Origin of the sequence: Sphingobacterium sp. B29 (assembly GCF_001952815.1) — a bacterium.
Lineage (GTDB): Bacteria > Bacteroidota > Bacteroidia > Sphingobacteriales > Sphingobacteriaceae > Sphingobacterium > Sphingobacterium siyangense.
The window spans coordinates 5,016,973-5,041,755 of sequence record NZ_CP019158.1; the positions used below are offsets into that span (position 1 = coordinate 5,016,973).

Sequence of the window (24,783 nt, forward strand, 5' to 3'; positions counted from 1 at the left end):
AACATTTCTTTGAATGATTTTTTGAGATGGATTCCCTTTCCCAATACCATTCCGAAACGGTTCTAAAAGTCATTTATGTAATTAAGCAGTTATTGTACCAGTTATTTCTCAAATCTAAATAAAAGGTGAATGTTATATAAATACCGGCCTTTAAGGTAAAATTTACTTTTATTTAATTGTATATCCGTTCGTATTGTCATGATTGCGACTGAAGATCCGATGCCAATATTTGCCATTATCTTCTTGACTCCTGCCCCGCATTCATCTGAAAAGTTAATGAAATCTATTGATCGTTAGATCGAACTAACCTCTTATTCTCGTTACCGTCATTTGGGGAAGCGTTCTCCCATTTCATTTCCTTCGTATTCAATTTTTTTATCAGATACTGTTCTGTATATACCTTGCGTTCATCGAAGAGCGTAACCAAAGTCTTATCATTACTTAATACATAGGTTCTGTAAATTGTAGTATCTCGATTTGAAAGCGCATCGTAGATATTCTTAATACAGGTCATATCTGAGTTGAATTTGTATGTAACGGAACCATCTACGGCCATTTTAGGATCATCATTTGCCACGGTCCATTTACCGATAAGGTTATCAATGGCTATCTTTTCATCTTTTTTGCAAGAGCTAAGAAAGACAATAATGATGGCTGGAAGTAGGATTCTGTAATTTCTTTTCATAACTTCTTGGTTATTTATTATTGATATATCAACAATACGAGTGAGTTTGATAATCTGCTACAGTAGTACTTAAAATCTTGATCCCGTCCATGTCAATACATTTTACAAGAAAACTTGATCCTAATCATTACATATCCCATCATCAAAAACAGGTCTATAATTTCAATTGGTCATTGTTTTTAGTGATAAAGAATAGTAGATGGCACGGATCGTATAACCTCCTCGTAATACTCCCTTCTCTAAGTACATCCAATCTGATATTTTTTGGTTATCAATCACTACGGTATCGCCAAGGGCGACCTCTTTCGTAGACACCGGACTGTTAGAGACAACGCCGGTAAAGTCGGGATTGACTAGCGTTGAAAACAGCCTGAGATAGTTGATGGGAATGTTTCCAATTTGCGTTGAAATACGTAACTTCAATACAACTGATCCATTGAATACAACATGATAGTTCCGAATAATAATCGCTTACCTCCATTAAACGGCCTGGTACTTATCGGCGGCAAAAGCCAACGCATGGGAAGAGCGAAAGAAAAGATGCGTTGGCATGGTAAAGAACAGGTCTATTATTTGGCCGATATGTTAGGGAATTATTGCGTTGAGGTATACATTTCCTGTCGTGTAGAACAGTTTGATGAAATAGCGGACGGCAATGAGATGACTTCAACCTACGCATGGCTTTCCGATCGTTATACAGACATTGGTCCTATGGGTGGAATGCTGACTGCTTTTGAATTTCGGCCCGATCGAGCCTGGTTGGTTGTGGCCTGTGATTTACCTCTGGTCGACCCCGAGGCGATCGCCTATTTAATACAACATCGCGACCCTCGAAGGATCGCCACCGCATTTAAAAGCCAACGGGACAGCTTGCCCGAGCCATTGTTGGCGATCTGGGAACCCAGTAGTTTGCCCATATTCCAGCAGATGCAGACTCAACATAAACTTTCACCACGCCGGGCATTGATACAACATCGGGCCCTATGTATTGAAGCCCCGGATGTCAATACCCTTGTCAATGTCAATACCCCTGCCGAGGCCGACAGTGTAAAAGCCATGATCAACAATAAAGATTAAGGTCGTTGAAGTGCGCCACGGTAGAGCATTTCATCCACTTTCTTGTATACCTCAGGGTCATGTCGTTTTATTTTAATCTTCACATATTTGGAAGCTGGCATATTACTTTCTTTTACGACATTGTTGACCGAAACCAAAACATTCGTCTCGGGGAAATAGGTTACCGTATTTTTTTCAGGAATAGCGTAGGAAACGATCAAAAATAAGGGAGCTACGCGTTCTATACCATCATCGTAATTATACAGATCAACTTTTTCTCCAGCCTTAAAACCAGCTTTATCAATATCTTTCTGATTCATAAATACCACACGTCGCTCATTTTTTATACCCCGATAGCGGTCGTCCAGCCCATAGATTGTGGTATTGAACTGATCATGGGTTCGCGTTGTTGCCATCATATACTCATCGTCATCCAGATGGTTTTCGGGGATATCCGTTAATGTGAATGGTGCTCGCCCTCCGAGTTCATGCGAAAAAGATTGTGCATCACGGGCGCCATTCGGCAGATAGAATCCATCGCGCTGACGTACCCTCACATTGTAATTCTCAAAACCGGGAATACATTGCTCAATTGCATCACGTACCGCGTCGTAGCTGTCATGGTAACGTTTCCAGTCGACTACCGACCGATCTCCTAAAGTTGCCATTGCCATCCGGCAAACGATCTGTGTTTCGTTGACCAGATTTTTGGAAACAGCATCCAATACCCCTTTCGAAGATTGAACCACACCCATGGAGTTTTCCGTGCTGATGATCTGAACTTCACCGTTCACAATATCCTTGTCGCTGCGTCCATAAGTCGGTAGGATAAGCGCCTCCTTGCCATGGATCAGATGGCCACGGTTTAATTTGGTGGAAACAGCGACCAATAAATTCAGCTTCCGCAGTGCATTTGCCGTAAATGTTGTGTCGGGTGTGGCGGACAAAAAATTCCCGCCCATGCAAAACAGGAATTTGATTTTTTCGGCGTGCATCGCTTTAATTGCACGCACCACATCATAACCATGTTCACGGGGTGGATTAAAGCCAAAATACTGCTGCAGCCTATCTAACTGCTCGTCGGTAGGTTTTTCATCGATAAGCATAGTACGGTTTCCTTGTACATTACTGTGCCCCCGAACGGGACAGACACCGCCCCCTTTAATACCGATACTTCCTTTCATCAACAAGATATTGAGGATCTCGCGAATCATATCAACACCGTTGGGCTGCTGGGTGAGGCCCATGCCCCAGCAAAAGATAATTTTATTTCTGTAAGCGAGCAGTTCAGCCGCTTTTTGCATATCGGGAATTGCAATGCCACTTAGCTGGCTCAGATGCTCCAGATTATAGTCCGCTTTACTGAATTGCGCCAAAAAGTCCGAGTAGCCCGTTGTCTTGCTGTTAATAAAATCGGAATGAATAACCAGGCCCGGATTTTTAGCTTCGAGGTCCAGTAAAATAAGTTCCAGTGCTTTTAAGAGTGCCATATCGCCATTGATCTTCACGGGAAGATAAAGGTCGGCCAAACTCACCCCTTTGCCGATGATCCCATTGACCTGCTGCGGATTATGAAACCCCATTAATCCAGCTTCGGGCAGCGGGTTGATAGCAATGATTTTGGCTCCATTCTTTTTTGCCTTTTCCAGCGCACTCATCATACGAGGTGCATTTGTCCCTGGATTGTGACCGATGATAACGATAAGCTCGCTTTCATAAAAATCGTCCAGTTTGACTGTGCCTTTACCGATTCCAATGGTGGGGCGAAGTGCCGAACCGGAGGTTTCGTGGCACATGTTAGAGCAATCCGGCATATTGTTGGTACCAAATTCTTTGGCAAATAATTGGTAGACAAATGAAGCCTCATTAGACGTACGGCCTGAAGTATAAAAGGCGGCCTGATGCGGCGATTCCAAGGCATTGAGCTGTTCGGCGATTTTTTGAAAAGCACCTTCCCAGCTGATCGGTTCATAATGTGTTCCTCCCGGGCGCAGATACATCGGATCTGTCAGCCGCCCCATCTTACCGATCTCATAGTCGCTGAGCTGTGAGAGATCGTACACTGAATTGTTCTTAAAAAACTCTGGGGTGACTCTTTTTGTTGTAGCTTCTTCTGCCAGTGCTTTTGCGCCATTTTCACAGTACTCACCGACTGGCGAACGCTCATCGTCTGGATCAGGCCAAGCGCAACTCGGGCAGTCGAAGCCGCCTACCTGATTCATTTTGAACAGCGCCTTGGTACCCCGGATAAGCGTTTTCTCTTCTATAAGATCGGCAAATGCCGCCAATACAGCCGGAATTCCAGCCGCTGATTTTTCTACGGGTGTCAATTTCAGATCCAAGAGCTTATAAGGATTTTCTGCCTGTGGCTCCTTCTTGATTGATTGCTCCAATTTTTGCTTATTGTTCTCTTCCATAACATAAGATTTTGGGACAGTTCACACTATTTTTCTATGTGCTTAGCATTTAAGATTGGGATTCGGAAAGTTGTCGCTCTGATCCTCCAGGGTATTGTCGATGCAGGCAAAATCCTTTTCCACGAGAATTTTAACTGGTCCCGACTGCCCGTCGAAACCTATCCGCTCTGTCGCCACCAATTCCTTTACCATATTGGCAGATAGTCCAATCACAATTTCATTTTCAACAAAAGAAGCAATGAGTTCTTCAGTATCCGTTTGCAGGATGCGGTATACAAAGGGCTGGTTGATAAATTCGGTTCGGGAGGCTACTTCGCCTGTATTGCCCAATTTATCAATTTCGGACATCGTCAATCGCAGTCTAACGGAATTATCTTTAATCCTTATTTTCATCTTTCTATTTTTTGATCTAATGCTGTCGGGTAGTCGAGCATCCCCGCTAATCCGTCTATTTTAACATGGTCTGCCAGGTTATAGATATTACATCTATGTTCGCGTAAAAAACCAAATAAAGTGATACCGAATTCCTTGGCCAATTCAACCGCTAGACTTGATGGCGCACCTATTGCTGCAATAATCTGTATCCCGGCCATGGCTGCCTTTTGTACCAATTCAAAACTCGCCCGGCCACTCAAAACCAGGATATGTTTTTGCAACGGCAACAAATTGGCGGACAATGCGTGCCCCACAAGTTTATCAAGTGCATTATGCCGTCCTACATCTTCCCGTAAAGCGATGAGCTGCCCCTGTAAATTGAACAGACCAGCAGCATGTATACCGCCGGTGGCTGAGAAATTCCCCTGTGCGACACGGAGGAGATCCGGCAAGCGATAGAGTATATCTAATGCAATTGCACAGGATATAGGCGCCAGATCCTTGAAAATACTAACCGTTTTGATTGCTGCGATGGAGCCTTTTCCACAAACACCGCAACTTGACGTGGTGTAAAAATTTCGATCTAAGGCGCTTGTTGTGGGGGCAAATCCGTCGTTCAGTCTCACAATAACAATATTGTCGTTATTTCTTGTGCAGGGTGCTTCCGAACGATCCACAGCTGCTACCTGGCTGATCGCAGAAATAAGGCCTTCGGTAAATAAAAATCCTGTAGCAAGTTCGGCATCATGGCCGGGTGTCCGCATCGTGACTGAAATATTTTTATAGTCGGCCTTTCCGTCAACTGACGTACATATTCTGATTTCCAGCGGTTCTTCGATCGATATGCTATCCACGACATGCGCTGGGATACGACCCGTCACTTTGACAAGGTCAATCTGTTTTAAAGTCGTATTGAGCAGTGCGTTGGATTCCATGGTTGCCAGTTCACATAGATTAAATATACTAAATTTATGGTGCTTATTTTAATTCATTGTGCTTAAATACTTAGATCAATTGGCAAGGTATAGATCCGCTTTCCTGTTGCCGCATAAATCGCATTACAGAGTGCCGGTGTAAATGGCGGTACAGGGGGCTCTCCAACTCCGGTCGGTTTTGCGTCGCTATCGATAATATCCACATGGATCTGTTTGGGGGAATCCGGCATCCGAATGATCTGATACCCGTCAAAATTACCCTGCTCTACCTGACCATCTTTTACCGTGATCGTACTTTTGAGTGCCAGACTTGCGGAAAATTGTGCGCCACCTTCAAATTGTGATTTGATACGGTCTACATTGACGGCTAGTCCGCAGTCCACCACATAGTAGACATTGGGAATACTGATTTTCTTGTTCTGATCCACATTGACCTCTACCACGCAGGCAACGTACGTTAAAAAGCTTTTATGTGCCGCAAAGCCCAGGGCAGTACCTGCTGGCATGGATTTACCCCATCCGGAAAGCTTGGCTACGCGCTCGATCACCTTTTTCATGCGTGCTGTATCCCAAGGGTAATCTTCGATCTTTTCGCCATAATTGGGATAGCTTGTCTTGATCAGTTCCTGCTCAAAGGTAATGTGGCGGTCTTCACCTAGTAGCTCCAGGGCATTCGAAACGGCATCCATTCCTCTTGCTTCAGCAATTTCATCGAGCATTGTCGCAGCGGCAAAAACCTGTGGAATATTACGTACAGACCTCAACCAGCCAATCCGCAGATGGGCTTTAGCATCATGCGTAGCAATATTTATTGCTGGAACATTGTAAGGGAAATCTGAAGCTCCCAACATTAACTCGCCGTCGCTGGGCTGTACCACTGATAAATCCTCTGTCGCAGAGATAGACGGATTAGCAATATGATGGGCCCAGCCACTCAATTTATTTTGGCTGTCGATGGTGGCGACAATACGCTGTACACTCATGGCGTGGTAGTAATCATGACGAATATCATCCTCACGTGTCCACTGAACCTTGATCGGCAGACCAGATTCTTTGGCCAATATTGCTGCCTCCAGGATAAAGTCAGGTTTTGACTTTCTGCCAAATCCGCCCCCCAGGAGGGTTACGTTCATTTTTACCTTGTCCACTGCCATACCCAGTTCGGTGGCTACTGCATCACGTGCGCCCTGCGGATTCTGTGTACAGGCCCACACTTCGCAGCTTCCGTTTTTCACGACAGCCAAAGCACAGGGCGGCTCAATGGTGGCATGCGCCAGGTAAGGAGCAATATACGTGTGTTCAATAACTTTTTTTGCATTCGCTTTTGCGGCGTTGAAATCGCCACGTTTACGACGGAGTGTTCCCTCCTGTGCCACCACCTGCTTAAGTTCTTCGATCTGCTTGGCTGAATCGTAGCCGGCATTGGGTCCCATCTCCCATTCAACCTCCAACAAGTCCCTGGCTTTTATGGCGGCCCAGGTATTTTCGGCGATGACAGCCACCCCAGCCAATGGTTTGGATAAGGTGGCTGGCAGTCCGGCACCCTTGATCGTAATCACCTTGAGAACACCCGGCACAGCCAGGGCTTTACTGTCGTTTACGGCTTTTACTTTGCCGCCCACGACCGGGCACCGTTTAATGACCGCAATTTTCATCCCTTCGACAACGGCATCAATTCCAAACACGGCTTTTCCGGTGACAATATTGTGCAGATCAATGATCGGGGTTTCTTTGCCGATCATATTGAACTGCTGTCTGTCTTTCAGTTTCACTTCGCTGGCTTTCGGAATAGGGAGGGTTTTTGCAGTTTCTACCAGATCGCCAAAATCCTTTTTCTTGCTGGATTCCCGTTGGATAACCTGTCCATTTTTGGTATCCAATTGGTCTACGTCAACGTTCCATTCTTTGGCTGCAGCACGAACAAGGAGTAACCGCGCTATAGCACCGGCTTCCCGCATGGGTTTATAAAACATCCTTACTGAAAAGGAACCGTCTGTGTTTTGGTTACCATATTTTTTTTCATCCCCTTCAGCCTGGATGATTTCCACCTTCGTCCAGTCGGCCCCCAATTCGTCAGCAATAATAAGGGGAAGAGACGTGCGGATACCTTGTCCCATCTCTGAACGATGTGCGACAATGGTCACTTTGCCATCTGAACCAATTGTTAAATATACATTTGGAGCCACAGTAGCCACTTTTTTACCCTTGTCATCACAGCTAAAGAAGCTTACACCCAGAACCAAGCCACCAGTAAGCAAGCCGCTGGCTTTTAAAAAGTCGCGTCTAGAAACAGTAAAAATCTCCGAATTGACCCGATCGGTTTTTCTTTTTTGAAAAGGAGCTAATATTTTCATCTTGTTTATATTTTTGATAATACCTAGCCGTTTGTAACGGGTGTACCGGCTGCTTCTAAAATGGCTGCTTTGATTCTATTATATGTACCGCAGCGACAGAGATTGCCCTGCATTGCTTGCTCGATCTCGGCTACTGAAGGTTTCGCATTTTTCTTCAAAAGAGCTGCCGCATTCATGATCTGTCCGGTTTGGCAATAGCCGCATTGGGGTACGACATATTTTTCCCAGGCCTCCTGAACAGGGTGATCACCTTCCTCTGAAAGCCCTTCGATTGTTGTAATTTTACCCTCACCGATCGCAGAGACCGGAAATGAACAGGATCGGATTGCAGTATCGTTGAGATGTACGGTACAGGCACCACATAGCGCTTTTCCACAACCAAACTTGGTCCCTTTAAGACCTATGATATCACGGAGTACCCAAAGCAAGGGCATATCCTCAAGCACATCAACTTCGTGCTTTTTGCCATTTACTAAAATTGAATATTTTGCCATAATCGTTGTTTTTTCTTGTTTATGTAAGCGATATATTATCGGTTAAAATGGGATAAGTTTTCTTACTATACGCTAGCATTCAGTTTATTCTGTGGTACAAAATCGTTAATTAAATTAATCAAATAATTATACATTTTACAGATGTTTTTACCATTATTACAGTTTTGGTGTTTTTTAACGTGTAATTCATTAAATTTGATAAACGGCATTGTATCATATTGCTGTTAATTTAATCATTATATCCGCGTTCCACTGTCTTGCCCGTAGTTGCATGAAAGAGATTAAAGACATTGTTTTAGCTGCCGATGTAGCTGCTTCCGAAAATATAAGGATGGTGCTTGCCACTGTGGTTAAGGTTGAGGGTTCCTCCTATCGAAGACCCGGGGCCCGCATGCTTGTAACAGAAGACGGGCAAATGACGGGAGCCATCAGCGGCGGATGCCTTGAAGGAGATGCCCTAAAAAAAGCCCTCTTAGCTATCCATCAACAGAAAAATCGACTCGTCAGTTACGATACGAATACAGAGGAAGGTTCGTCAATCGGGTTACAACTGGGATGCAACGGTATAGTTCATATCCTTTTTGAATATATAGACCTACAACGAAAGGATCATCCCATCGCGTTGCTGCAACGCTTGCTTCAACAGCGTGAAGAAGGCTTGTTGATTACGTTCTTTTCTACGGACAGAAAAGGAGAACAAAAAGGAACCCGCTTACTTATTAAAGATCTGAAGGAGCAGGCTTTTGCCCTAAATGCTCACTATTCACCACTGAACGAGCATATCCAATTTGCCAAAAGAGCACGAAAATCGGTTCTCACTTCCTTTCAGGAGAATGGTCAAAGCAGTGAAGTACTCATTGAGTACCTCGTTCCTACGGTGCACTTGGTTATTGTCGGTGCCGGTAATGATGCGCAACCTGTCGTAGAGATCGCGCATCTGCTCGGCTGGGAAATTACGGTGGTTGACGGACGTGCCAGCCATGTCAATACGGCACGCTTTCCAAGAGCTCATCAGCTTATTGCCGCACCAGCAGTTGAGATCACAGCTAAATTAAGCATAGATCCATGGACTGTTTTTGTGTTAATGACACATAACTATGCTTACGATCTCACACTCCTTAAAAACTTGATGCACACATCGACACGTTATATTGGCTCTTTGGGTCCAAAGACCAAATTACTACGCATGTTCGACGATATGCAAGAGGCTGGTGTGACCGCTACCGAAAGTCAACGAAACATTATTTACGGCCCGGTAGGACTCGATATCGGTGCCGAAACTTCCGAAGAGATCGCTATAGCAATCGTTGCAGAGATCAAGGCTGTGTTGAATAATAGGCCGGCAACTTCATTAAAGTTCCTCAAAACGAAAATACATACTGAATACCCCACAATAATTTAGAAGACATCATGCTGACGGATACATTTGGACGGATACACAACTACCTGCGCATATCGCTTACCGATAATTGCAACCTCCGTTGTTTCTATTGCATGCCGGAGGAAAAGTATAGCTTTACCCCGAATGATAAATTGATGCAGGTGGACGAAATTGAGCAATTGGCTGGATTGTTTGTCGATCAAGGAATCAGCAAAATCCGCCTTACAGGAGGTGAACCCTTGGTTCGCAAGGATGCAGCCGACATTATAGCACGTTTGTCCAAACTTCCGGTTGAACTTCATATGACCACCAACGGAATCCGTATCAACGACATGTTGCCTCAGCTTGTGAACGCAAAATTCAAAAGCATCAACATCAGCCTGGACACCTTGCAACCCGGAAGGTTTTTTCAGATCACACGAAGGGATTATTTTGACCGTGTACGTGCCAATATAGACCTTTTGCTTAAACATGGAATTCATACCAAGATCAATATGGTGGTAATGAAAGGCATCAATGACGATGAGATTTTAGATTTTGTTGCATGGACAGCGAGGAAGCCGATAGAAATCCGTTTTATCGAATTTATGCCATTCAGTGGGAACAAGTGGAGCAGCAACCAGGTGTACACACAGGCCGATATTCTAGCGACTATTCAGCGGAGCTATCCCATAGAACCGATCACTGCAGGTCCACACGATACCGCTAAAGCATTTTCGATTGCCGGACACGTTGGGCGTATTGCTATTATAAGTACAATGACGGCCCCTTTTTGCGCAGGATGTAACCGGATACGGCTTACAGCAGATGGAAAACTCAAAAATTGCCTATTCTCTACGAGTGAAACTGATCTGTTGACAGCATTAAGGACCGGCAATGAAGTACTTCCATTGATAAAAGCTACCATTAGCACCAAAGCAAAGGAATTAGGGGGACAATTAACAACAGATTTTGAACAAATAGACACCGATTTTCTCAAGAATCGGAGTATGATAACGATTGGCGGATGATAAAACAAACTGGTATAGTCATATTAGCGGCCGGAAATTCTTCGCGGCTCGGCCTCCCGAAGCAGCTGCTCGAATTTGAAGGTGAGACTTTATTGCGACGTATCAGTAGGGAAGCGCTGGCGATACCCAATGCCAAGGTATCCGTTGTGATAGGTGCTTATCCCGACCCTATCAACACAGCGCTGAAGGACAGTAATGCCGCTGTGGTAATCAATCCACATTGGACAACCGGGATGTCTACCTCTATTGGTGTAGGCTTAAGGGAGTTATTAAAACATCATCCCAATCTGGATCGTTGTATAATCAGTCTATGCGATCAGCCTTTCGTTGACCGACATGTCTTTCAGCAGCTTATCCAATTGGCCGATAGTACTGATAAAGGTATTGTAGCAACCGGTTTTTCAGGCATATGGGGCGCTCCGGTACTTTTTGACAGAAAATATTTTGAGCATCTGATGTGTCTGGAGGGACAACAGGGGGCTAAAAAAGTAGCCGAGCAATTTCCCGACGATCGTGTCGTATTTTCTTATGAGGACGCAAAGTATGATATCGATACGCTAGACGATTATTTCAATCTCCCCCATCAGTTTATCAGTGTTCAGCAGGCCAAAGATATTATCCATCATCATCTGCCTGAGCCAAAACAGCTACGGTTCCCCCTCGAGGAAGCCATGGGCTATACCTTGGCCCAAACCGTTGTTGCAAAGCAGTCAATTCCTGCTTTTCCGCAGTCATCCATGGATGGTTATGCTATTCGGTATAGCGACAAAGAGCGGGAACTTTCTGTCGTGGACAAAATTCCTGCAGGCACCACAGTCGAAAAAATATTGACAGCAGGACAGGCGATGCGCATTTATACTGGAGCTCCTCTGCCTCGAGGCGCAGATACGGTAGTGATGCAGGAAAAAGTAGATTTGAGCGATACAAATACAATCCAGATTCGCGATGAAGCCCTACAATTGGGGGACAATGTACGTCCCAAAGGGTCAGAGGTGCAGGCCGACAGCATCGCCATGCTCCCAGGAACATCATTGACTCCGGCTGCTATTGGCTATCTCGCAGGCATCGGATGCAGGGATGTTCTTGTTACTGCGCCCCCACGGATACAGCTTATTCTCACCGGAGACGAACTGAAACCTATCGGTACGACACTTGGATATGGAGAAGTTTATGAGTCTAACTCCTATCAGCTAAAAGCTGCATTACGGCAGCAAGGCATACTACAAGTTGAAAGTCGGCATGTGCCGGACGACAGAAGCCAGCTCCAGGCAGCTTTAGAGCATGCATTGAATGAAGCGGATATGGTTCTTTTAGTTGGTGGAGTCAGCGTGGGCGACTATGACTATGTCGTGGATGCGGCTAAGGCCAGCGGTATTAAACAGCGTTTTCATCGTATTCGTCAAAAACCGGGAAAACCACTCTTTTTTGGCACAAGAAATGAAAAGTTGGTGTTTGGGCTACCGGGCAATCCTTCCTCTGCCCTAACCTGTTTTTACCTCTATGTGGCCCCCGCATTGGAGCATATGATGCAGCTTCCGCAACGTACACGTTCCATCAAAACCCATACAACACATGCTTATAGTAAAAAGCCCGGTTTAACTCATTTCCTTAAGGCACGATACGATGGACATGCTGTCGAACCATTACACGCGCAAGAATCTTATCGCCTCCAATCGTACGCCCAAGCCAATTGCCTGCTGATTCTCGAAGAGGATAGCAAAGGTTGTGCCGCTGGCGACGAAGTTTTTATCCATCTTTTAACCTAATTGAGCCATGCAATTGGAGCTTTTTTATTTTTTTTCTTTTTATGCTGGCTTTTCTTTACGCATCGGTTGGGCACGGTGGTGCAAGTGGCTATCTGGCATTGATGGCACTCTATGGAATTGCGCCACAGGAAATGAAACCTACAGCATTGGTGCTTAACCTCTTTGTCTCTTTAACATCCTTTATACAGTATTATAGGGGGCATTATTTCAAACGAAATCTGTTTTTGATGGTCGCCATTGCCTCTGTTCCCATGGCTTTTATAGGCGGCATGATCACCTTGGAAGATCATTTGTACAAGAGGTTGCTGGGGCTACTGCTGCTTTTTCCTATTTTTCGATTTTTCTTTTTTAAGAGCCCTGCCGAAGATGAGCTCAAACCGTACAACAGTTTTGGTGCACTGGTAATTGGTGGCATTGTGGGACTACTTTCAGGCATGATCGGTATTGGCGGCGGAATTATCCTCTCCCCTTTTCTGATCCTGCTTAAATGGACCGATCAAAAACAAACTGCGGCTATCAGTGCTACATTTATTTTTGTAAATTCATTGTCGGGACTTGGTGGTATGCTCACAAAAGGTATTTCGTTCAATGCCCATATGTGGGGATACGTTGTGGTAGCTTTCCTTGGAGGTCTACTCGGAGCCTATCTTGGATCAAAAAAATTAAAACAGGATGCGCTGAAGTATGTACTCGCTACAGTTCTTTTGGTTGCAGCCTATAAATTATTGTTTACATCAGCTTAATAAATTTTAAAAAAATAGGACTGATCTATTTATCCAAATCGGATAACATAAAGAAAGCGAACAAGTCTTTCAATTGTGAGATGAACAAAGTAGGATAAAAGAGGCGAAACTTTGACAAAAAATGAATAAAAAAATGAAAGTTCACGTAAAGACCTTTGGCTCCTTGACCGATATATTGGCAAAGGAATTTTATATAACAGCTAACGATACAACAGAGTTATTGGCAACATTATCGCGCGACCATGCCGAATTGGCACAGCGCAGCTTATTGATAGCCGTAAACAATACTATTATTAAGACACCGGTAACATTTCAGGAAAATGATATAGTTGCCTTAATGCCACCCTATTCAGGAGGATAAGCAATGCGGAATGAACGGTATTCGAGACATTATGTCCTCCCGGGTTTTGGTGAATTAGGCCAACAAAAGCTGCAAACTGCCCGCGTACTGGTCGTTGGCGCTGGCGGTCTTGGCTGCCCTGTGCTCCAATATCTGGCAGCAGCAGGGGTCGGAACACTCGGTATCATAGACCATGATCATGTGGGGGTGAGCAACCTGCACCGCCAGGTTCTGTATGATACCAACGACATCGGCCGAGCTAAAGCTGAGGTAGCAGCGGGTAAGCTCAGGCTGCAGAATCCTGAAATTGAGATCCGCTATTGGGCGGAACAACTGCATTCGAATAATGTCGCCGACCTGATCAGTTCGTACGACCTGATCATGGATTGTACAGATAATTTTGCTGCACGATATCTACTTTGCGATGCTTGCCGTTTATTGGATAAACCGTTGATTTTTGCTGCAATCTATCAATATGAGGGACAGGTAGCTGTATTCAATATGGCCGACAAAGAAGGCATAAAGACAAATTATCGGCATTTATTCCCTGCAGCCCCAACAACCTTGGAAGCTCCCGACTGCAATGTAGCGGGGGTATTGGGTGTATTGCCCGGTATGATCGGAATATTACAAGCAACAGAAGCCATCAAGCTATTAACCGGCATCGGTACCGCCTTGATCAATAAATTAATGACGGTCAATATGCTTGATAATAGCAGTTATATCTTTGAAATCCCCTTTACGGCATCCGCAGAAACCATTTATCCACAAACTTTAGCTGAGTTGAGTACGTTTAACTATGAGCAATACTGTGCTTCGGAGAGCCAATTTATACAGGCCATAGATGCACAAGAGTTTGTTGAAATGTGGTCCGCAGAGGATGTTGTGCTTGTCGATGTACGCGATCCAAATGAACTTCCGCGTCTGTCCCAGCCACATCTATCCATTCCGCTTTCAACATTACCTGCACAAATCAAAAATATCGATAATACACGCGTTGTTTTTATCTGTCAGAGCGGAAAACGGAGCCTATTGGCTGCCCAGTACTTTTACGAACAGACAGATGCCGGACAACAAATATTCCATCTGGACGGCGGCATGGTCGCCTTAAAAAACTATATAAATGAGTAAACAAAAAAACGACATATTTTTTCAAGGACCAATTCCGGCCACTTTGGTTGCGGAAGCTATCTCAAAGCACTATAATAAACCTGAAATTGGTGCACATAGCATCTTCCTGGGACAGATCAGGGCTGATCAGATCGATGGAAAGGCCGTAAAATCTATTGATTATACGACAAACCGGGAACTGGCCTTACTTAAAATGGCGGAGATACGCGAAGCAGTGCTTGATAAGTATCCATTAGCCTGTATGCATGTTTATCATAGCGAAGGCGAAGTACAGGTTGGCGAAATTTGCTTCTTTGTATTCACGTCGTCAGCACACAGGCGTGCAGCGATGGATGCTTGTGACGAACTTGTTGAACGCATAAAAAAAGAAATGCCCATTTGGGGTAAAGAATTATTTGAAGACGATACGCATCAATGGAAAATTAATAGATAATATGGTTGATATTACACATAAAAGTGCGACGCTGAGGAAGGCAATAGCAATGGCCACGGTACTTGTCTCTTCTGAGAATACCGTCAGGCTTATTGAACAGCGACAGGTTCCGAAAGGCGACATATTTGAATTTGCACGTGCCTCTGCATTACTCGCGATCAAGAAAACTGGTGATATGATCCCTGATTGTCATCCTTTACCAGTTGAATATGCTGCGATCCGATATACCGTAGCGGGCTTACAAATTCATATTGAAGTTGAAGTACATACGATCTATAAAACTGGTGTGGAGGTTGAAGCTATGCACGGCGCCTCTGTTGCAGCGCTCGTTATTTATGATATGCTTAAGCCCATAGACAAACAGGTGGAGATAGGTGGAATCCGATTACTTGAGAAAAAAGGCGGTAAGAGCAATGAATCGTTGCCTTGGGTCGCAGCGCTTAAAGCTGCAGTCGTGGTTTGTAGCGATTCGGTAACCCGAGGAGAAAAAGAAGATATCTCAGGCAGGCTTCTGTGCGATCTTTTGGAAAAGCAAGGCTTGCACGATATTGCCTATGCGGTAATTGCTGACGAAACGAGTGCAGTACAAGAACGTGTGGAACACTATGGGCAAGCTGGTATAGATCTTCTGGTATTTACGGGAGGCACAGGACTCTCGGACAGAGATATTACGCCAGATGCTGTGGCACCATATATTACCAAAGATATTCCCGGAATTATGGAAACGGCAAGACAATACGGGCAGCAGCGTGTTAAAACAGCCATGTTATCACGAGGTATTTCAGGATTTGCCGATCGCATGTTGGTACTTACCCTGCCCGGATCACCGAATGGTGTACGCGAAAGTATAGGCGCATTATTTCCACAGGTGCTGCATGTCTTTCAAGTGAGGGAAAACCTTGGACATTAAGTCCTCAGCTTTTCGACAAGCTGTTTGATCCGCATAATGGTCTGGCTGATTTCCACTTCACGCGTAAATCGGCCCAGACTAAATCGAATGGACGATAAGGCATCCAAATCTGATAACCCCATAGCCTTGAGCACATGTGAAGGCCTTGAGGTCACTGCAGAACAGGCCGAGCCGCTCGATACCGAAATTGTTCCTAATCGGGTAATCAGCTGCTCTGACAGCACACCTGTAAAACGGATATTCGTCGTATTGAAAAGTCTATGCGTTTTACTCCCATTTATAAATGTATCTGGTATAGTAAGAAGTTCGCTTTCAAGATCATCTCGGAGCTGTTCTACACGGGATTGATCTATCGTTAAATCTTTAAGTGCAATTCGCAAAGCAGCAGCCATCCCAATGATACCGGCTGTATTGACAGTTCCGCTACGCCAGCCCTGTTGCTGTCCGCCGCCATGAATTTGAGGTATCAAATGTTCTTTAACCCGACTGGCGATATACAGTCCCCCGATTCCTTTCGGTCCATAAAATTTGTGCGCTGAAAAAGCCATAAAATCAACATCAAGGTGCTGGAGGCTTATGTCCATTTTTCCAACCGCCTGTGTTGCGTCACATAGAACAAAGGCATTGCCCTGATGCGCTATTTCACTGATCTGTTTTATCGGTAAGATAATACCCGTTTCATTATTCACCAGCATAGTACAAATTAACAGCGTATCTTCGCGAATACTTTCCTTAAGCAATCTGAGATCGAGCATGCCTTGAGGATCTACCTTTAGATAGGAAACTTCAAATCCCAATCGCTCCATAAAAGCGCAGCTATCCAAAACTGCTCGGTGCTCTGTGGAAATGCTGATAATATGTTTCCTGGACGAAAACTGGAATCCTTTTAGGACCAAGTTAATTGATTCTGTGGCACCCGAAGTGAAAATGATATTCTTGGCCTCCGTACCCAGTCTATCAGCGATGTCTTCGCTCGCCTGATCCATAGCATCCTGTATGGTTAAACTAAATAGATGTGCCCCACTTGAATTGGCATACTCCGTTCTAAAAAATGGAAGCATTTCATTTAAAACACGCTCATCTACCGGGGTGGTCGCATTATAGTCAAGATAGATAAAGTTTGAATTTATACTGTCCATTTATTTAATATTTATTGATGCTTGTGGTTAACAACAAAGCAGCCAGTAATGATGCAATTTTTTTCATTATTTAAAGTTAACTTTTTTATAATTGTTTCCTTATTCAAAACGGTCAGAAAACCTCTTGTCTGTGCCCACACCCCTGCGATAGAGGCCCAGATAAAAAATATAGGAAGCGAGTACGAAAATACGCTATGATATTTCATAGTATATTTACTCAAAAAGGGGCGCAACTTTGGTTCTGAAATCACCGACAGCAATTGAAATTGTAAGACAAAAATTAGAAAATTTCGAAGCAAGATTGGAGACGATAAATCGGGACAACAATTCAAATATTGAAAGAATATGACTTTACTACTTGCGATTGCAGCGATGTTCTTTTTCAAAAATCTAAGTAGAAAAGCAGTTTTATTCTAAAAATACCGATCTTAATAATAATTTAAACCTCACATAGATATAATGGATTGGATAACTCGAGAGCGCCCAAAGATAGATAGAATAGCGTGCCCATGGATCATAAAAAGGTTTATAGATCCGGAGGCAAATATACTTTTTGTCCCGACCGATGAGATTCATGAAATCGCCACTAGGACTGGTGCCGTACCATTCGATATTCCCAATGTTGAATATACGCATTATGATGATCAATGCACATTTGATTATTTTATCAAAAAGCATAATATAAAGGACCCGGCATTAATTCGGATAGCAGCCATCGTTCGGGGCGCAGATACGGACAGACATGATATATCAGCACAATCTGCCGGACTGGAAGCTATTTTTTCGGGTTTAGCCTACAATGTTCAAGATGATTATCAGTTATTGGACCTTGGAATGATCATCTATGATGGTCTGTATAGCTGGTCCAAACATCTCTATCAATTACGGCATAGCAGAGAGAATCCTATCGAAAACATCTTCCTTCAAATTTATCATCGTTACCTCAATGAAAAACAACAGGAAAAATCTCCCGAGTGGACTGTTGCGCTACGGCAAATGATACAAGATCAAATTGATACAAATACTGCACTCAGTTTAAGTCAGCTTTCGGAAGGACTTGACATTAGTCCAAGCTATTTATCCAGAGAATTTTCAAAATATTTCGATAACCTCAATTTCGGTGAATATATCCGTAAAAAACGTATTGATAAATCAATTGAACTGATGGAAGATCCTTCTCTAAGTCTAACGGAAATTGCATATTTGACAGGTTTCTCGGATCAGAGCCATTACACACGTATCTTTAACAAGTTTATGGGTTGTAATCCCTCCACATATCGAAAAAAAAACACGAAAAAAGTAAAGAATATACAAAAGGGTAAATAACGTTCTATTTTAGGCAGGTCTGCATTCTTTATACTTGTATATACAGTATAATGCGACTATATGTTCCCAAATAATCGACACCACCCGACATTCAAGTTTAAGATAGGTCTATCCTTTTTTATGATAGTACATATTTTTTCAAAATTATTGGCTCAGCAAAATGATAAAGCATTCAAATTGAATACTTATATCGGTATTGTACATCCTATCGTGTCATATTCTGCAAGTAAGTTCACCACAAATTTTAAAGACAGCTATCTAGTCGGCATTCCTACAGGCTTAAACGTGCTTAAATCAGGACACTTGGGATTTTCTATAGAAATGGTTCCTTATATAAAAGTTCAAAGTGGGAAGAGCAAAATGAGTAACTTTCTATTTCATCCAGGTATTTTATTTCCATTAGGCAAAGACTTTACATTTGTAGGAAGAGCTGCATTTGAAACTTCGGGAAGATACGGTATCACACCTGTCGTCAGTAAAATTATCACGCATGGTCAGGTCGGAAAACTTTTTCTAGCAATCCCTTTTCCAATTAGGTTTGGTAATGAACAGCGTACTACTGTATCGGCTGCTTTTCAATTCGGTTACATATTCTAGCGGTTTCTTATCATAAACATTTCGTTTCTCAATCCATTGTTTGTAGGCTTATGGCTAATTTTAAAAAGTCTCCTTCACGTAGAACTGTCCTCAAAACGCGCCTACTCTTTGCGGGGAGTGGACGACTTCTTCTAAGGCCAGTAAGCTCTAGAATAGCTGAATATTAATCCAACTTCTGATTATCGAGAGGTAAATCATCCACTTGCTTTTCGCCGATGACGACATCACCACGGATGGATCTTAAGTAGCCTTCAAAAGCGATATTCAATCCCTCAATAATCACTTTATCATGTGCATCAATTTCCCCAAGTATTTTCTTATCGTCATAGCTATCGCCAACAATTGCCAAAACGCAGCTCGTGCTTTGTTGTGAAAAAAGGCCAACACCTATTATTTCCTCACCAAATTTTACAAACCATGTTTCTTCATTATGGTCGTCGGTAGTATTGGGTATATGTATCGCCTGCTGCAGGTCTTCACACTTAATGAGATCAAAATTCATTTGCTTTGTTTATGTTATATATAAGACAGCGTTGAACAGAATATTGTTTTTTAGGAACCGATGACTTCCAAAAATGGGAAATAAAAATGTTGAAATTTCGATATTAAGTTTAACAGTCAAAATGGAAATTTGCGCTGTAAAATTTAAACGTGCATCTACTTTATTTGGAGTAACGGTGAATAGAACATTTACAAAAAAGGCACCGTCCGACTTTCAACGCATTTGGCAGCATATAGATATAAAGCTGCACTCCAGGTCTGCCAATCCTGTCCACTAGGTATTGCATCTTGACTTTTGATCCATTCGTTGAAACCGTATTCTAATCTAAAATCTACAGCCTTCTTAACAAGCACTGTGAGTGAGAGTAATTTTACCTCTGCTAGATCAAATCGCTGTGCTTTCACTAAGGCGGCAATATAGAAACCACAGACAAAAGGCCATATTCCACCATTGTGATAATCGCCAGGTTGATTGTACTGGTTATATCGTTCATGCCATTCGCTATCTCCCGGACAAATAAATGGGAAAAAATTAGGGGGCAGATCTATAGCTAACTGTCCTTCTTTCTGCATAGACTTGCAGGAGGATTCCACCCAATCTATGATGGCGTCTGCCTTTTGGGAAGATGCTATCCCGCTAAGTATGGCAAGGCTATTGCCCAGCAGATCAAACTTTCCGCTATGGTATAATTTATATGTCCATAGGGCATAATACTGATCTTCATTAGCAAATAGAATATTCACTCCATTTGCGAGCCTATCAGCACGCTCCTGATAACCTAATAATTGAAGAGCATTGTGATATATGGCATTAACATACAACCCATACCCCAATACCCACTGTTCGTCCCGCCAGTCGCTAGTGGGTTGCTGGGCAACAACCCCGTCATCCGTAGGACTCTGGTACGTCATCCAACGTAGCGACTTGTTAACGGCACGCCCTAGAAAATTTGTATTTCCTGTCATTTTGCGGTATATTCCTACAGCCATGAGAAACAACGGTGTTGTATCACTTGCCCCCAAATTGTTAGGATCATAGACAATGGATGGTATATGGCCATGTACTGTCTGGGTGATTGCTAAAACTTTCAAAACACTCTTTATACTATCATAAAGCTGCATATTATGAGTACTAGCAATGCCAAGGATTGAAAATAAAAGATCCCGGGTATAAGGTTCCGGATACCCCCAGCCCGCCGTGCGCGGAAGGTGATGGAATGGCCCACTACTATTATTTAACAATACTCCTTCAGCAGCTAGCTTTGCAGCATTGATCTCCTCAAATTGTTTTTCGGTAAGCATTGCTCCTCTAATTAGTTGATCTTGAAATATTTTTCCATGATTTTAACAAATCGCTTGGCTACTACCCTGTAGTCGAATCGTTCTTCAACTCTTTTTCGCCCAGCTGCTCCCATTGTAGTACGAAGGGACGCATCTCGCATCAATCTAGACAAACAATCTGCAATATCATTAACGTCCGCCCTGTAATCTACGGTACGAGGTATATCAAAATGGATAATATGATTGTCCTCATAACCAGATTCAGTACCTAGTATAACGTTGTCGACGACAATTTCTTTGGCTACCCCTGCTAAAAGAGCCGTTTCTCCATGAACGAGTGTATCAAGCATGCCCATCGCACGGATACCAACAACAGGTTTACCGCATGCCCCTGCCTCAACCTGGGGCATACCAAAGCCCTCCAATCTGGAAGGAGCTGCGTAGATATCGCAAGCACCGATTAGATAGGGCATAAAATCGCGCGAAACAGTATTTGTTGCATATATTACTTTTTTACTAATCCCTAATCGTTCGGCGAGGTCGTGATCAGATTGATTTTGAAAAGAGGTGCGCGGCTGTGGCCATACTTTACAAACATATTTCCATGGAAGCACATCCCTGTCGATTAAGGCAAGTGCCTCCATAACTTCATTTGCGCCTTTAGAAGCTGCATCTCCACCAATAGTTAGAATCATAATCTCGTCTGGCGACACGCCAAGCTGTTTTCGTACCGCAACGATTTTGGGATCGTAATACGCATGTGGGACAAAAGAATCCGTAGGACAACCTACAGGAAGCACCTCTATCTTATCTCCTGAAATGCCGTCCCTAACATACATTTGTTTAACCCAATTAGAAGTAACCAAAATAAGTGGTAATTCGTTAAGTATTTCATTATAATTCGCAATATATCCATCGGCTACAAGCCATGGTACAGCTATTCTTCCAAAAAGTTGCGGATGCACGACGATCGACGGAACATGCCCCCAATATCCAATACCAACGACAACATCTGGCTTGAACCAATCATAATACCATTCTTTCTCCTGACAAGATTGCCAATGCGCCGCATGAACATCAACACCTATTGCCTGCAATCCCTTATAAAGTAGATCGCCCTGTGTGGACAAGCCCCCCGGAGATGGTGGGTAATCGTATAATAATAAGACTCTCATACCAATACTCCTCCTTTAGACAACCAAACCATAGCCTTTCCGGTATCTGTAAATGACCAAAACGCTTCTGTACTCGGGGTTGTAATCACCTCCCAGCCCTCCTTTGGATAACCGTATATTCTATTCATAATATCATACTTGGTATCATAAATTGCAAGATTGAGCTGATTTTTTATCGGAGCCATTTTATGTGGTCGCGGATAAAACTGACGATTGCCATCGTGATAGGCAAATGTCCAAAGTTCCTTGCTTTTTATCTTTCTGTTTTTCCAGAGCTTTATAACGGCTTCGCTAACTTCAACATGTCGTCTGTGATAAGTATACTCGCCTGAAGGATTATGTGTGATCACGAGGTCATAAACAATAGGTGGCAACAGTGCGAGAATAGTCTGTTGAAGTTCGGATTCGTGCAACGGCACCTGTCGGACCCCATCATCAAGACATCCCATTGCACCATTTGCTCGTAGCACTCTAAGTGCAGCATCGAATTTTAAAGCACGGTCGGGATCATCGCCCCGACATACACTTATTACATACACCTGCCAATCAAAATGTTCGAGAATTGTACCGCCTGCCCAAAGTGTCTCATCGTCGGGATGCGCAACGATTACAGCTATTCTTTTTTTTGCCGAGGCTGTATCGGCAACAATGGATGGAATAACATTTTTCATCTCTTTTATCCTTTAATTTTCTTAGGCTGATGTATCAGCTAGAATCTAGCATATTGTCATCGGATGAACCTTCCTCCACTATCACACTATAATCCGTATATATTTCTGCTAATTTGTATCTCATATCAGCTATCGTTCTTTAGTTACTATTTTTTCTTCAACTCTCTTAAAAGATGTGCTAAATAGTCTGTTTGTACTTTTTGAATCTTCAGTAGTTTTTTGCTTTGCTAAATGAGTAGGTGGTCCATCTATTCACTCAGGAACTTGATCTTCAATTGTATACCTGTCTCCATCAGCTTAAAATTTACTAAATAATAGTATTATCGATTCATAATAAAGTTCTGATTTATACCCCACTACACGTTATACATTTAGACAAATTTGTTATATAATTGGTAGATTTTCCGATATAATACTAAAGTTCTTCGAGATTTTTTCGCTTTCTTAATAGGAGTTTTTCCCCTAATTCAATGGATTTATAAAGTATTCCCAATTTGTCGAGTTCAGACTTTACCATCATTTTGCAACGACGGCTTACCATATTTTGAATGATTATTTTCCTGTCTGCATATCCATTGGGATTAAAGTCATCATATGTTAAACGAAGCTTGCTTATAATTTGTCTTTAAATAATTGTTTGCTACTCATTTGATTTACGATGCAAGGACCACGGAATTTTAAACGGTTTGAGACCAAATACGATATTAAGATTCACTTTCATAAACAAATCTCCGTATATAGTTTTCCAAGTCGATAAGATCAAAAGGTTTAGCTAAAAATCCATCGGCTCCACATTCCACTGAAATACTCCGTCCATCGATATGACCTGAAATCATAATTACGGGCAGCTTATCATGTTTAGATGAACTCCTGAGGTCTCGCAGTACTTGGTCTCCGTTACGTGCAGACATATGAATATCCAAAAAAAGAATATCAGCATCTATACTGTCCAACACGTCTATCAGAACTAAGCTATTCGCTACCGTTATAACTATCGTATCTTGATCCTCCAATACTATAGAAAATGCATTCAGTATTTCTATATCATCATCACACACCACAATTTTCTTCTTCATCTTGAGTTTTTTAAATTCTATTGATCAGAGATACATTTTTCAGAGATCATCATTTATAAAAAATGGATCTTACAGACGTAAGATCCATCCATTTTTTTTGTTTAGTAACTCTTATTTAGCTTTTGTATTGAGGTTGGTATCCGCCAAGGCAGTTAAATCAGAATCACATTTTTTTTTCTTCTGAAAGAGTCTCACGCAAAAGCTGAATGGCCTCATTGTACTTCAAGACTTTAGCAAATGCCGCGAGCGTACCATATGTGGCAATTTCGTAATGCTCAATCTTTTGGGCAGCTGCGATAATACCTGCATCTCTAACGGTTCCTTCTTCGGTTTCCTCGATAATATGTTCACCTTCTTCGATCAACCCTGCCATTGCAGCACATCGCTCTGCTTTAGGCTTCAGCTCCAGAATATCGAAGCACTGTTCCAAGCGTTTCACATGATCTTCGGTTTCCAAAAGGTGTTTGGAAATCGCTTTTTTTTAATTTCTCAGCGGTAGCGTTTTTTTCCATTTTGGGCAATGCTTTTATCAAAGCTTTCTCCGCCCAATAAATATCTTTAAGCCCGTCTTCAAATAGCTCGGCCAAATCTTTTGCAGCATCGGATCCTGAACGCTTTTTCGTGTGGTCTGTGGATTGTTTCGTCATCGTTCCATTTCCAGACTTTTCACTTGCGTTACTTTTAGTTGTTGTTTCCATTTTTTAAAGTTTATTGCCCTAGAGCTTTTAAATTAGAACATCCATCGAACAGTATTAGTTCTATTAGCAGAGCTATCACCTGCATTTCACGTGTATATTCCAACGAAGACGTATAAAAACATCTTTTTGTATTGAAAATCAAGATCTTTTTAACTGGAATAATAAGTATCTCCAATTGGGATCCCCCCTCTCTGATACATTTAGATTCTAAAAAACGATTAAATTTTGCTTATATTTAGACATAAAGTCCGCTAACACAAGATTCGAACAGAAAATCAAACATCTTATT

The 24,783-nt window shown here is 42.8% G+C and carries 26 protein-coding genes; 11 read left to right on the top strand and 15 right to left on the bottom strand.

Annotation, left to right across the window (positions count from 1 at the left end; genetic code table 11):
• Positions 1-283: 283 nt before the first annotated feature.
• Together BV902_RS21475 and BV902_RS28780 are read right to left on the bottom strand one after the other, a co-directional pair.
• Positions 284-685 carry a hypothetical protein gene (locus tag BV902_RS21475; protein ID WP_075993696.1) on the bottom strand — a complete coding sequence of 134 codons (402 nt, stop codon included), beginning with the start codon at positions 683-685 and terminating at the stop codon, positions 284-286.
• Between the two features lie 162 nt (positions 686-847).
• Complete coding sequence (locus BV902_RS28780; RefSeq protein ID WP_075993697.1) at positions 848-1,108, bottom strand: DUF2314 domain-containing protein; 261 nt, start codon at positions 1,106-1,108, stop codon at positions 848-850.
• Positions 1,109-1,132: 24 nt separating this feature from the next.
• Between BV902_RS28780 and BV902_RS21485 the strand changes: the two genes are divergently transcribed.
• The gene (locus BV902_RS21485; RefSeq protein ID WP_075993698.1) at positions 1,133-1,762 is read left to right on the top strand and encodes an NTP transferase domain-containing protein; all 630 of its coding nucleotides are present in this window, start codon (positions 1,133-1,135) and stop codon (positions 1,760-1,762) included.
• Here BV902_RS21485 and BV902_RS21490 read toward each other — a convergent pair.
• The 5 genes from BV902_RS21490 to BV902_RS21510 form a co-directional block, all read right to left on the bottom strand.
• Positions 1,759-4,158 carry an FdhF/YdeP family oxidoreductase gene (locus BV902_RS21490; protein ID WP_075993699.1) on the bottom strand — a complete coding sequence of 800 codons (2,400 nt, stop codon included), beginning with the start codon at positions 4,156-4,158 and terminating at the stop codon, positions 1,759-1,761. The two genes, BV902_RS21485 and BV902_RS21490, sit on opposite strands and share 4 nt — an antisense overlap.
• 42 nt (positions 4,159-4,200) lie before the next feature.
• Positions 4,201-4,551, bottom strand: a complete 351-nt coding sequence (locus BV902_RS21495; RefSeq protein ID WP_075993700.1) for a DUF7009 family protein — start codon at positions 4,549-4,551, stop codon at positions 4,201-4,203.
• Positions 4,548-5,468, bottom strand: a complete 921-nt coding sequence (gene fdhD, locus BV902_RS21500) for a formate dehydrogenase accessory sulfurtransferase FdhD (RefSeq protein ID WP_075993701.1) — start codon at positions 5,466-5,468, stop codon at positions 4,548-4,550. Before fdhD ends, BV902_RS21495 begins: the two co-directional genes overlap by 4 nt.
• Before the next feature lie 62 nt (positions 5,469-5,530).
• A complete protein-coding gene (locus tag BV902_RS21505; protein ID WP_075993702.1) occupies positions 5,531-7,822 on the bottom strand; it encodes a xanthine dehydrogenase family protein molybdopterin-binding subunit in 2,292 nt (763 codons plus the stop codon).
• Between the two features lie 23 nt (positions 7,823-7,845).
• On the bottom strand, positions 7,846-8,316 hold the full coding sequence (locus tag BV902_RS21510) for a (2Fe-2S)-binding protein (protein WP_075993703.1): 471 nt from the start codon (positions 8,314-8,316) through the stop codon (positions 7,846-7,848).
• Positions 8,317-8,587: 271 nt separating this feature from the next.
• On the opposite strand from BV902_RS21510, the gene BV902_RS21515 reads away from it, so the two are divergent.
• The 8 genes from BV902_RS21515 (at position 8,588) to moaCB (ending at position 16,030) form a co-directional block, all read left to right on the top strand.
• Complete coding sequence (locus BV902_RS21515; RefSeq protein ID WP_075993704.1) at positions 8,588-9,718, top strand: XdhC family protein; 1,131 nt, start codon at positions 8,588-8,590, stop codon at positions 9,716-9,718.
• A gap of 8 nt (positions 9,719-9,726) precedes the next feature.
• Complete coding sequence (gene moaA / locus BV902_RS21520; protein WP_075993705.1) at positions 9,727-10,707, top strand: GTP 3',8-cyclase MoaA; 981 nt, start codon at positions 9,727-9,729, stop codon at positions 10,705-10,707.
• Positions 10,704-12,473, top strand: coding sequence for an NTP transferase domain-containing protein (locus tag BV902_RS21530; RefSeq protein ID WP_083663721.1), 1,770 nt, complete (start codon positions 10,704-10,706; stop codon positions 12,471-12,473). The genes moaA and BV902_RS21530 overlap by 4 nt, the downstream gene beginning before the upstream one ends.
• Positions 12,431-13,216: a sulfite exporter TauE/SafE family protein gene (locus tag BV902_RS21535; protein ID WP_443019230.1), complete on the top strand. Its 786-nt coding sequence runs from the start codon at positions 12,431-12,433 to the stop codon at positions 13,214-13,216. Before BV902_RS21530 ends, BV902_RS21535 begins: the two co-directional genes overlap by 43 nt.
• A gap of 133 nt (positions 13,217-13,349) precedes the next feature.
• Positions 13,350-13,577, top strand: a complete 228-nt coding sequence (locus BV902_RS21540) for a MoaD/ThiS family protein (protein ID WP_172840724.1) — start codon at positions 13,350-13,352, stop codon at positions 13,575-13,577.
• A 3-nt stretch (positions 13,578-13,580) separates the two neighbouring features.
• The gene (locus BV902_RS21545; protein WP_075993708.1) at positions 13,581-14,687 is read left to right on the top strand and encodes a HesA/MoeB/ThiF family protein; all 1,107 of its coding nucleotides are present in this window, start codon (positions 13,581-13,583) and stop codon (positions 14,685-14,687) included.
• Positions 14,680-15,120 carry a molybdenum cofactor biosynthesis protein MoaE gene (locus BV902_RS21550; RefSeq protein ID WP_075993709.1) on the top strand — a complete coding sequence of 147 codons (441 nt, stop codon included), beginning with the start codon at positions 14,680-14,682 and terminating at the stop codon, positions 15,118-15,120. The genes BV902_RS21545 and BV902_RS21550 overlap by 8 nt, the downstream gene beginning before the upstream one ends.
• Before the next feature lies 1 nt (position 15,121).
• The gene (gene moaCB, locus BV902_RS21555; protein ID WP_075993710.1) at positions 15,122-16,030 is read left to right on the top strand and encodes a bifunctional molybdenum cofactor biosynthesis protein MoaC/MoaB; all 909 of its coding nucleotides are present in this window, start codon (positions 15,122-15,124) and stop codon (positions 16,028-16,030) included.
• On the opposite strand, the gene BV902_RS21560 is transcribed toward moaCB, so the two are convergent.
• Entirely contained in the window at positions 16,027-17,169 is a 1,143-nt protein-coding gene (locus tag BV902_RS21560) for a cysteine desulfurase family protein (RefSeq protein WP_075993711.1), read from the bottom strand. The genes moaCB and BV902_RS21560 overlap by 4 nt on opposite strands.
• 459 nt (positions 17,170-17,628) lie before the next feature.
• On the opposite strand from BV902_RS21560, the gene BV902_RS21565 reads away from it, so the two are divergent.
• Together BV902_RS21565 and BV902_RS21570 are read left to right on the top strand one after the other, a co-directional pair.
• Entirely contained in the window at positions 17,629-18,495 is an 867-nt protein-coding gene (locus BV902_RS21565) for a chromate resistance protein ChrB domain-containing protein (RefSeq protein ID WP_075993712.1), read from the top strand.
• A 120-nt stretch (positions 18,496-18,615) separates the two neighbouring features.
• Complete coding sequence (locus tag BV902_RS21570; protein ID WP_216640388.1) at positions 18,616-19,092, top strand: hypothetical protein; 477 nt, start codon at positions 18,616-18,618, stop codon at positions 19,090-19,092.
• A gap of 163 nt (positions 19,093-19,255) precedes the next feature.
• On the opposite strand, the gene BV902_RS21575 is transcribed toward BV902_RS21570, so the two are convergent.
• The 7 genes from BV902_RS21575 to BV902_RS28235 form a co-directional block, all read right to left on the bottom strand.
• Positions 19,256-19,594, bottom strand: coding sequence for a hypothetical protein (locus BV902_RS21575; RefSeq protein ID WP_075993714.1), 339 nt, complete (start codon positions 19,592-19,594; stop codon positions 19,256-19,258).
• 188 nt (positions 19,595-19,782) lie between these two features.
• Positions 19,783-20,895, bottom strand: a complete 1,113-nt coding sequence (locus BV902_RS21580; RefSeq protein ID WP_075993715.1) for a glycoside hydrolase 100 family protein — start codon at positions 20,893-20,895, stop codon at positions 19,783-19,785.
• Between the two features lie 11 nt (positions 20,896-20,906).
• On the bottom strand, positions 20,907-22,049 hold the full coding sequence (locus BV902_RS21585; RefSeq protein ID WP_075993716.1) for a glycosyltransferase family 4 protein: 1,143 nt from the start codon (positions 22,047-22,049) through the stop codon (positions 20,907-20,909).
• Positions 22,046-22,720: a PIG-L deacetylase family protein gene (locus BV902_RS21590; RefSeq protein ID WP_075993717.1), complete on the bottom strand. Its 675-nt coding sequence runs from the start codon at positions 22,718-22,720 to the stop codon at positions 22,046-22,048. Before BV902_RS21590 ends, BV902_RS21585 begins: the two co-directional genes overlap by 4 nt.
• Positions 22,721-23,424: 704 nt before the next feature.
• Positions 23,425-23,796, bottom strand: a complete 372-nt coding sequence (locus tag BV902_RS21595; RefSeq protein WP_075993718.1) for a response regulator — start codon at positions 23,794-23,796, stop codon at positions 23,425-23,427.
• A 163-nt stretch (positions 23,797-23,959) separates the two neighbouring features.
• Positions 23,960-24,226: a DUF892 family protein gene (locus tag BV902_RS28230; RefSeq protein ID WP_237241772.1), complete on the bottom strand. Its 267-nt coding sequence runs from the start codon at positions 24,224-24,226 to the stop codon at positions 23,960-23,962.
• Entirely contained in the window at positions 24,189-24,494 is a 306-nt protein-coding gene (locus BV902_RS28235; RefSeq protein ID WP_237241773.1) for a DUF892 family protein, read from the bottom strand. Before BV902_RS28235 ends, BV902_RS28230 begins: the two co-directional genes overlap by 38 nt.
• Between the last annotated feature and the right edge of the window lie 289 nt (positions 24,495-24,783).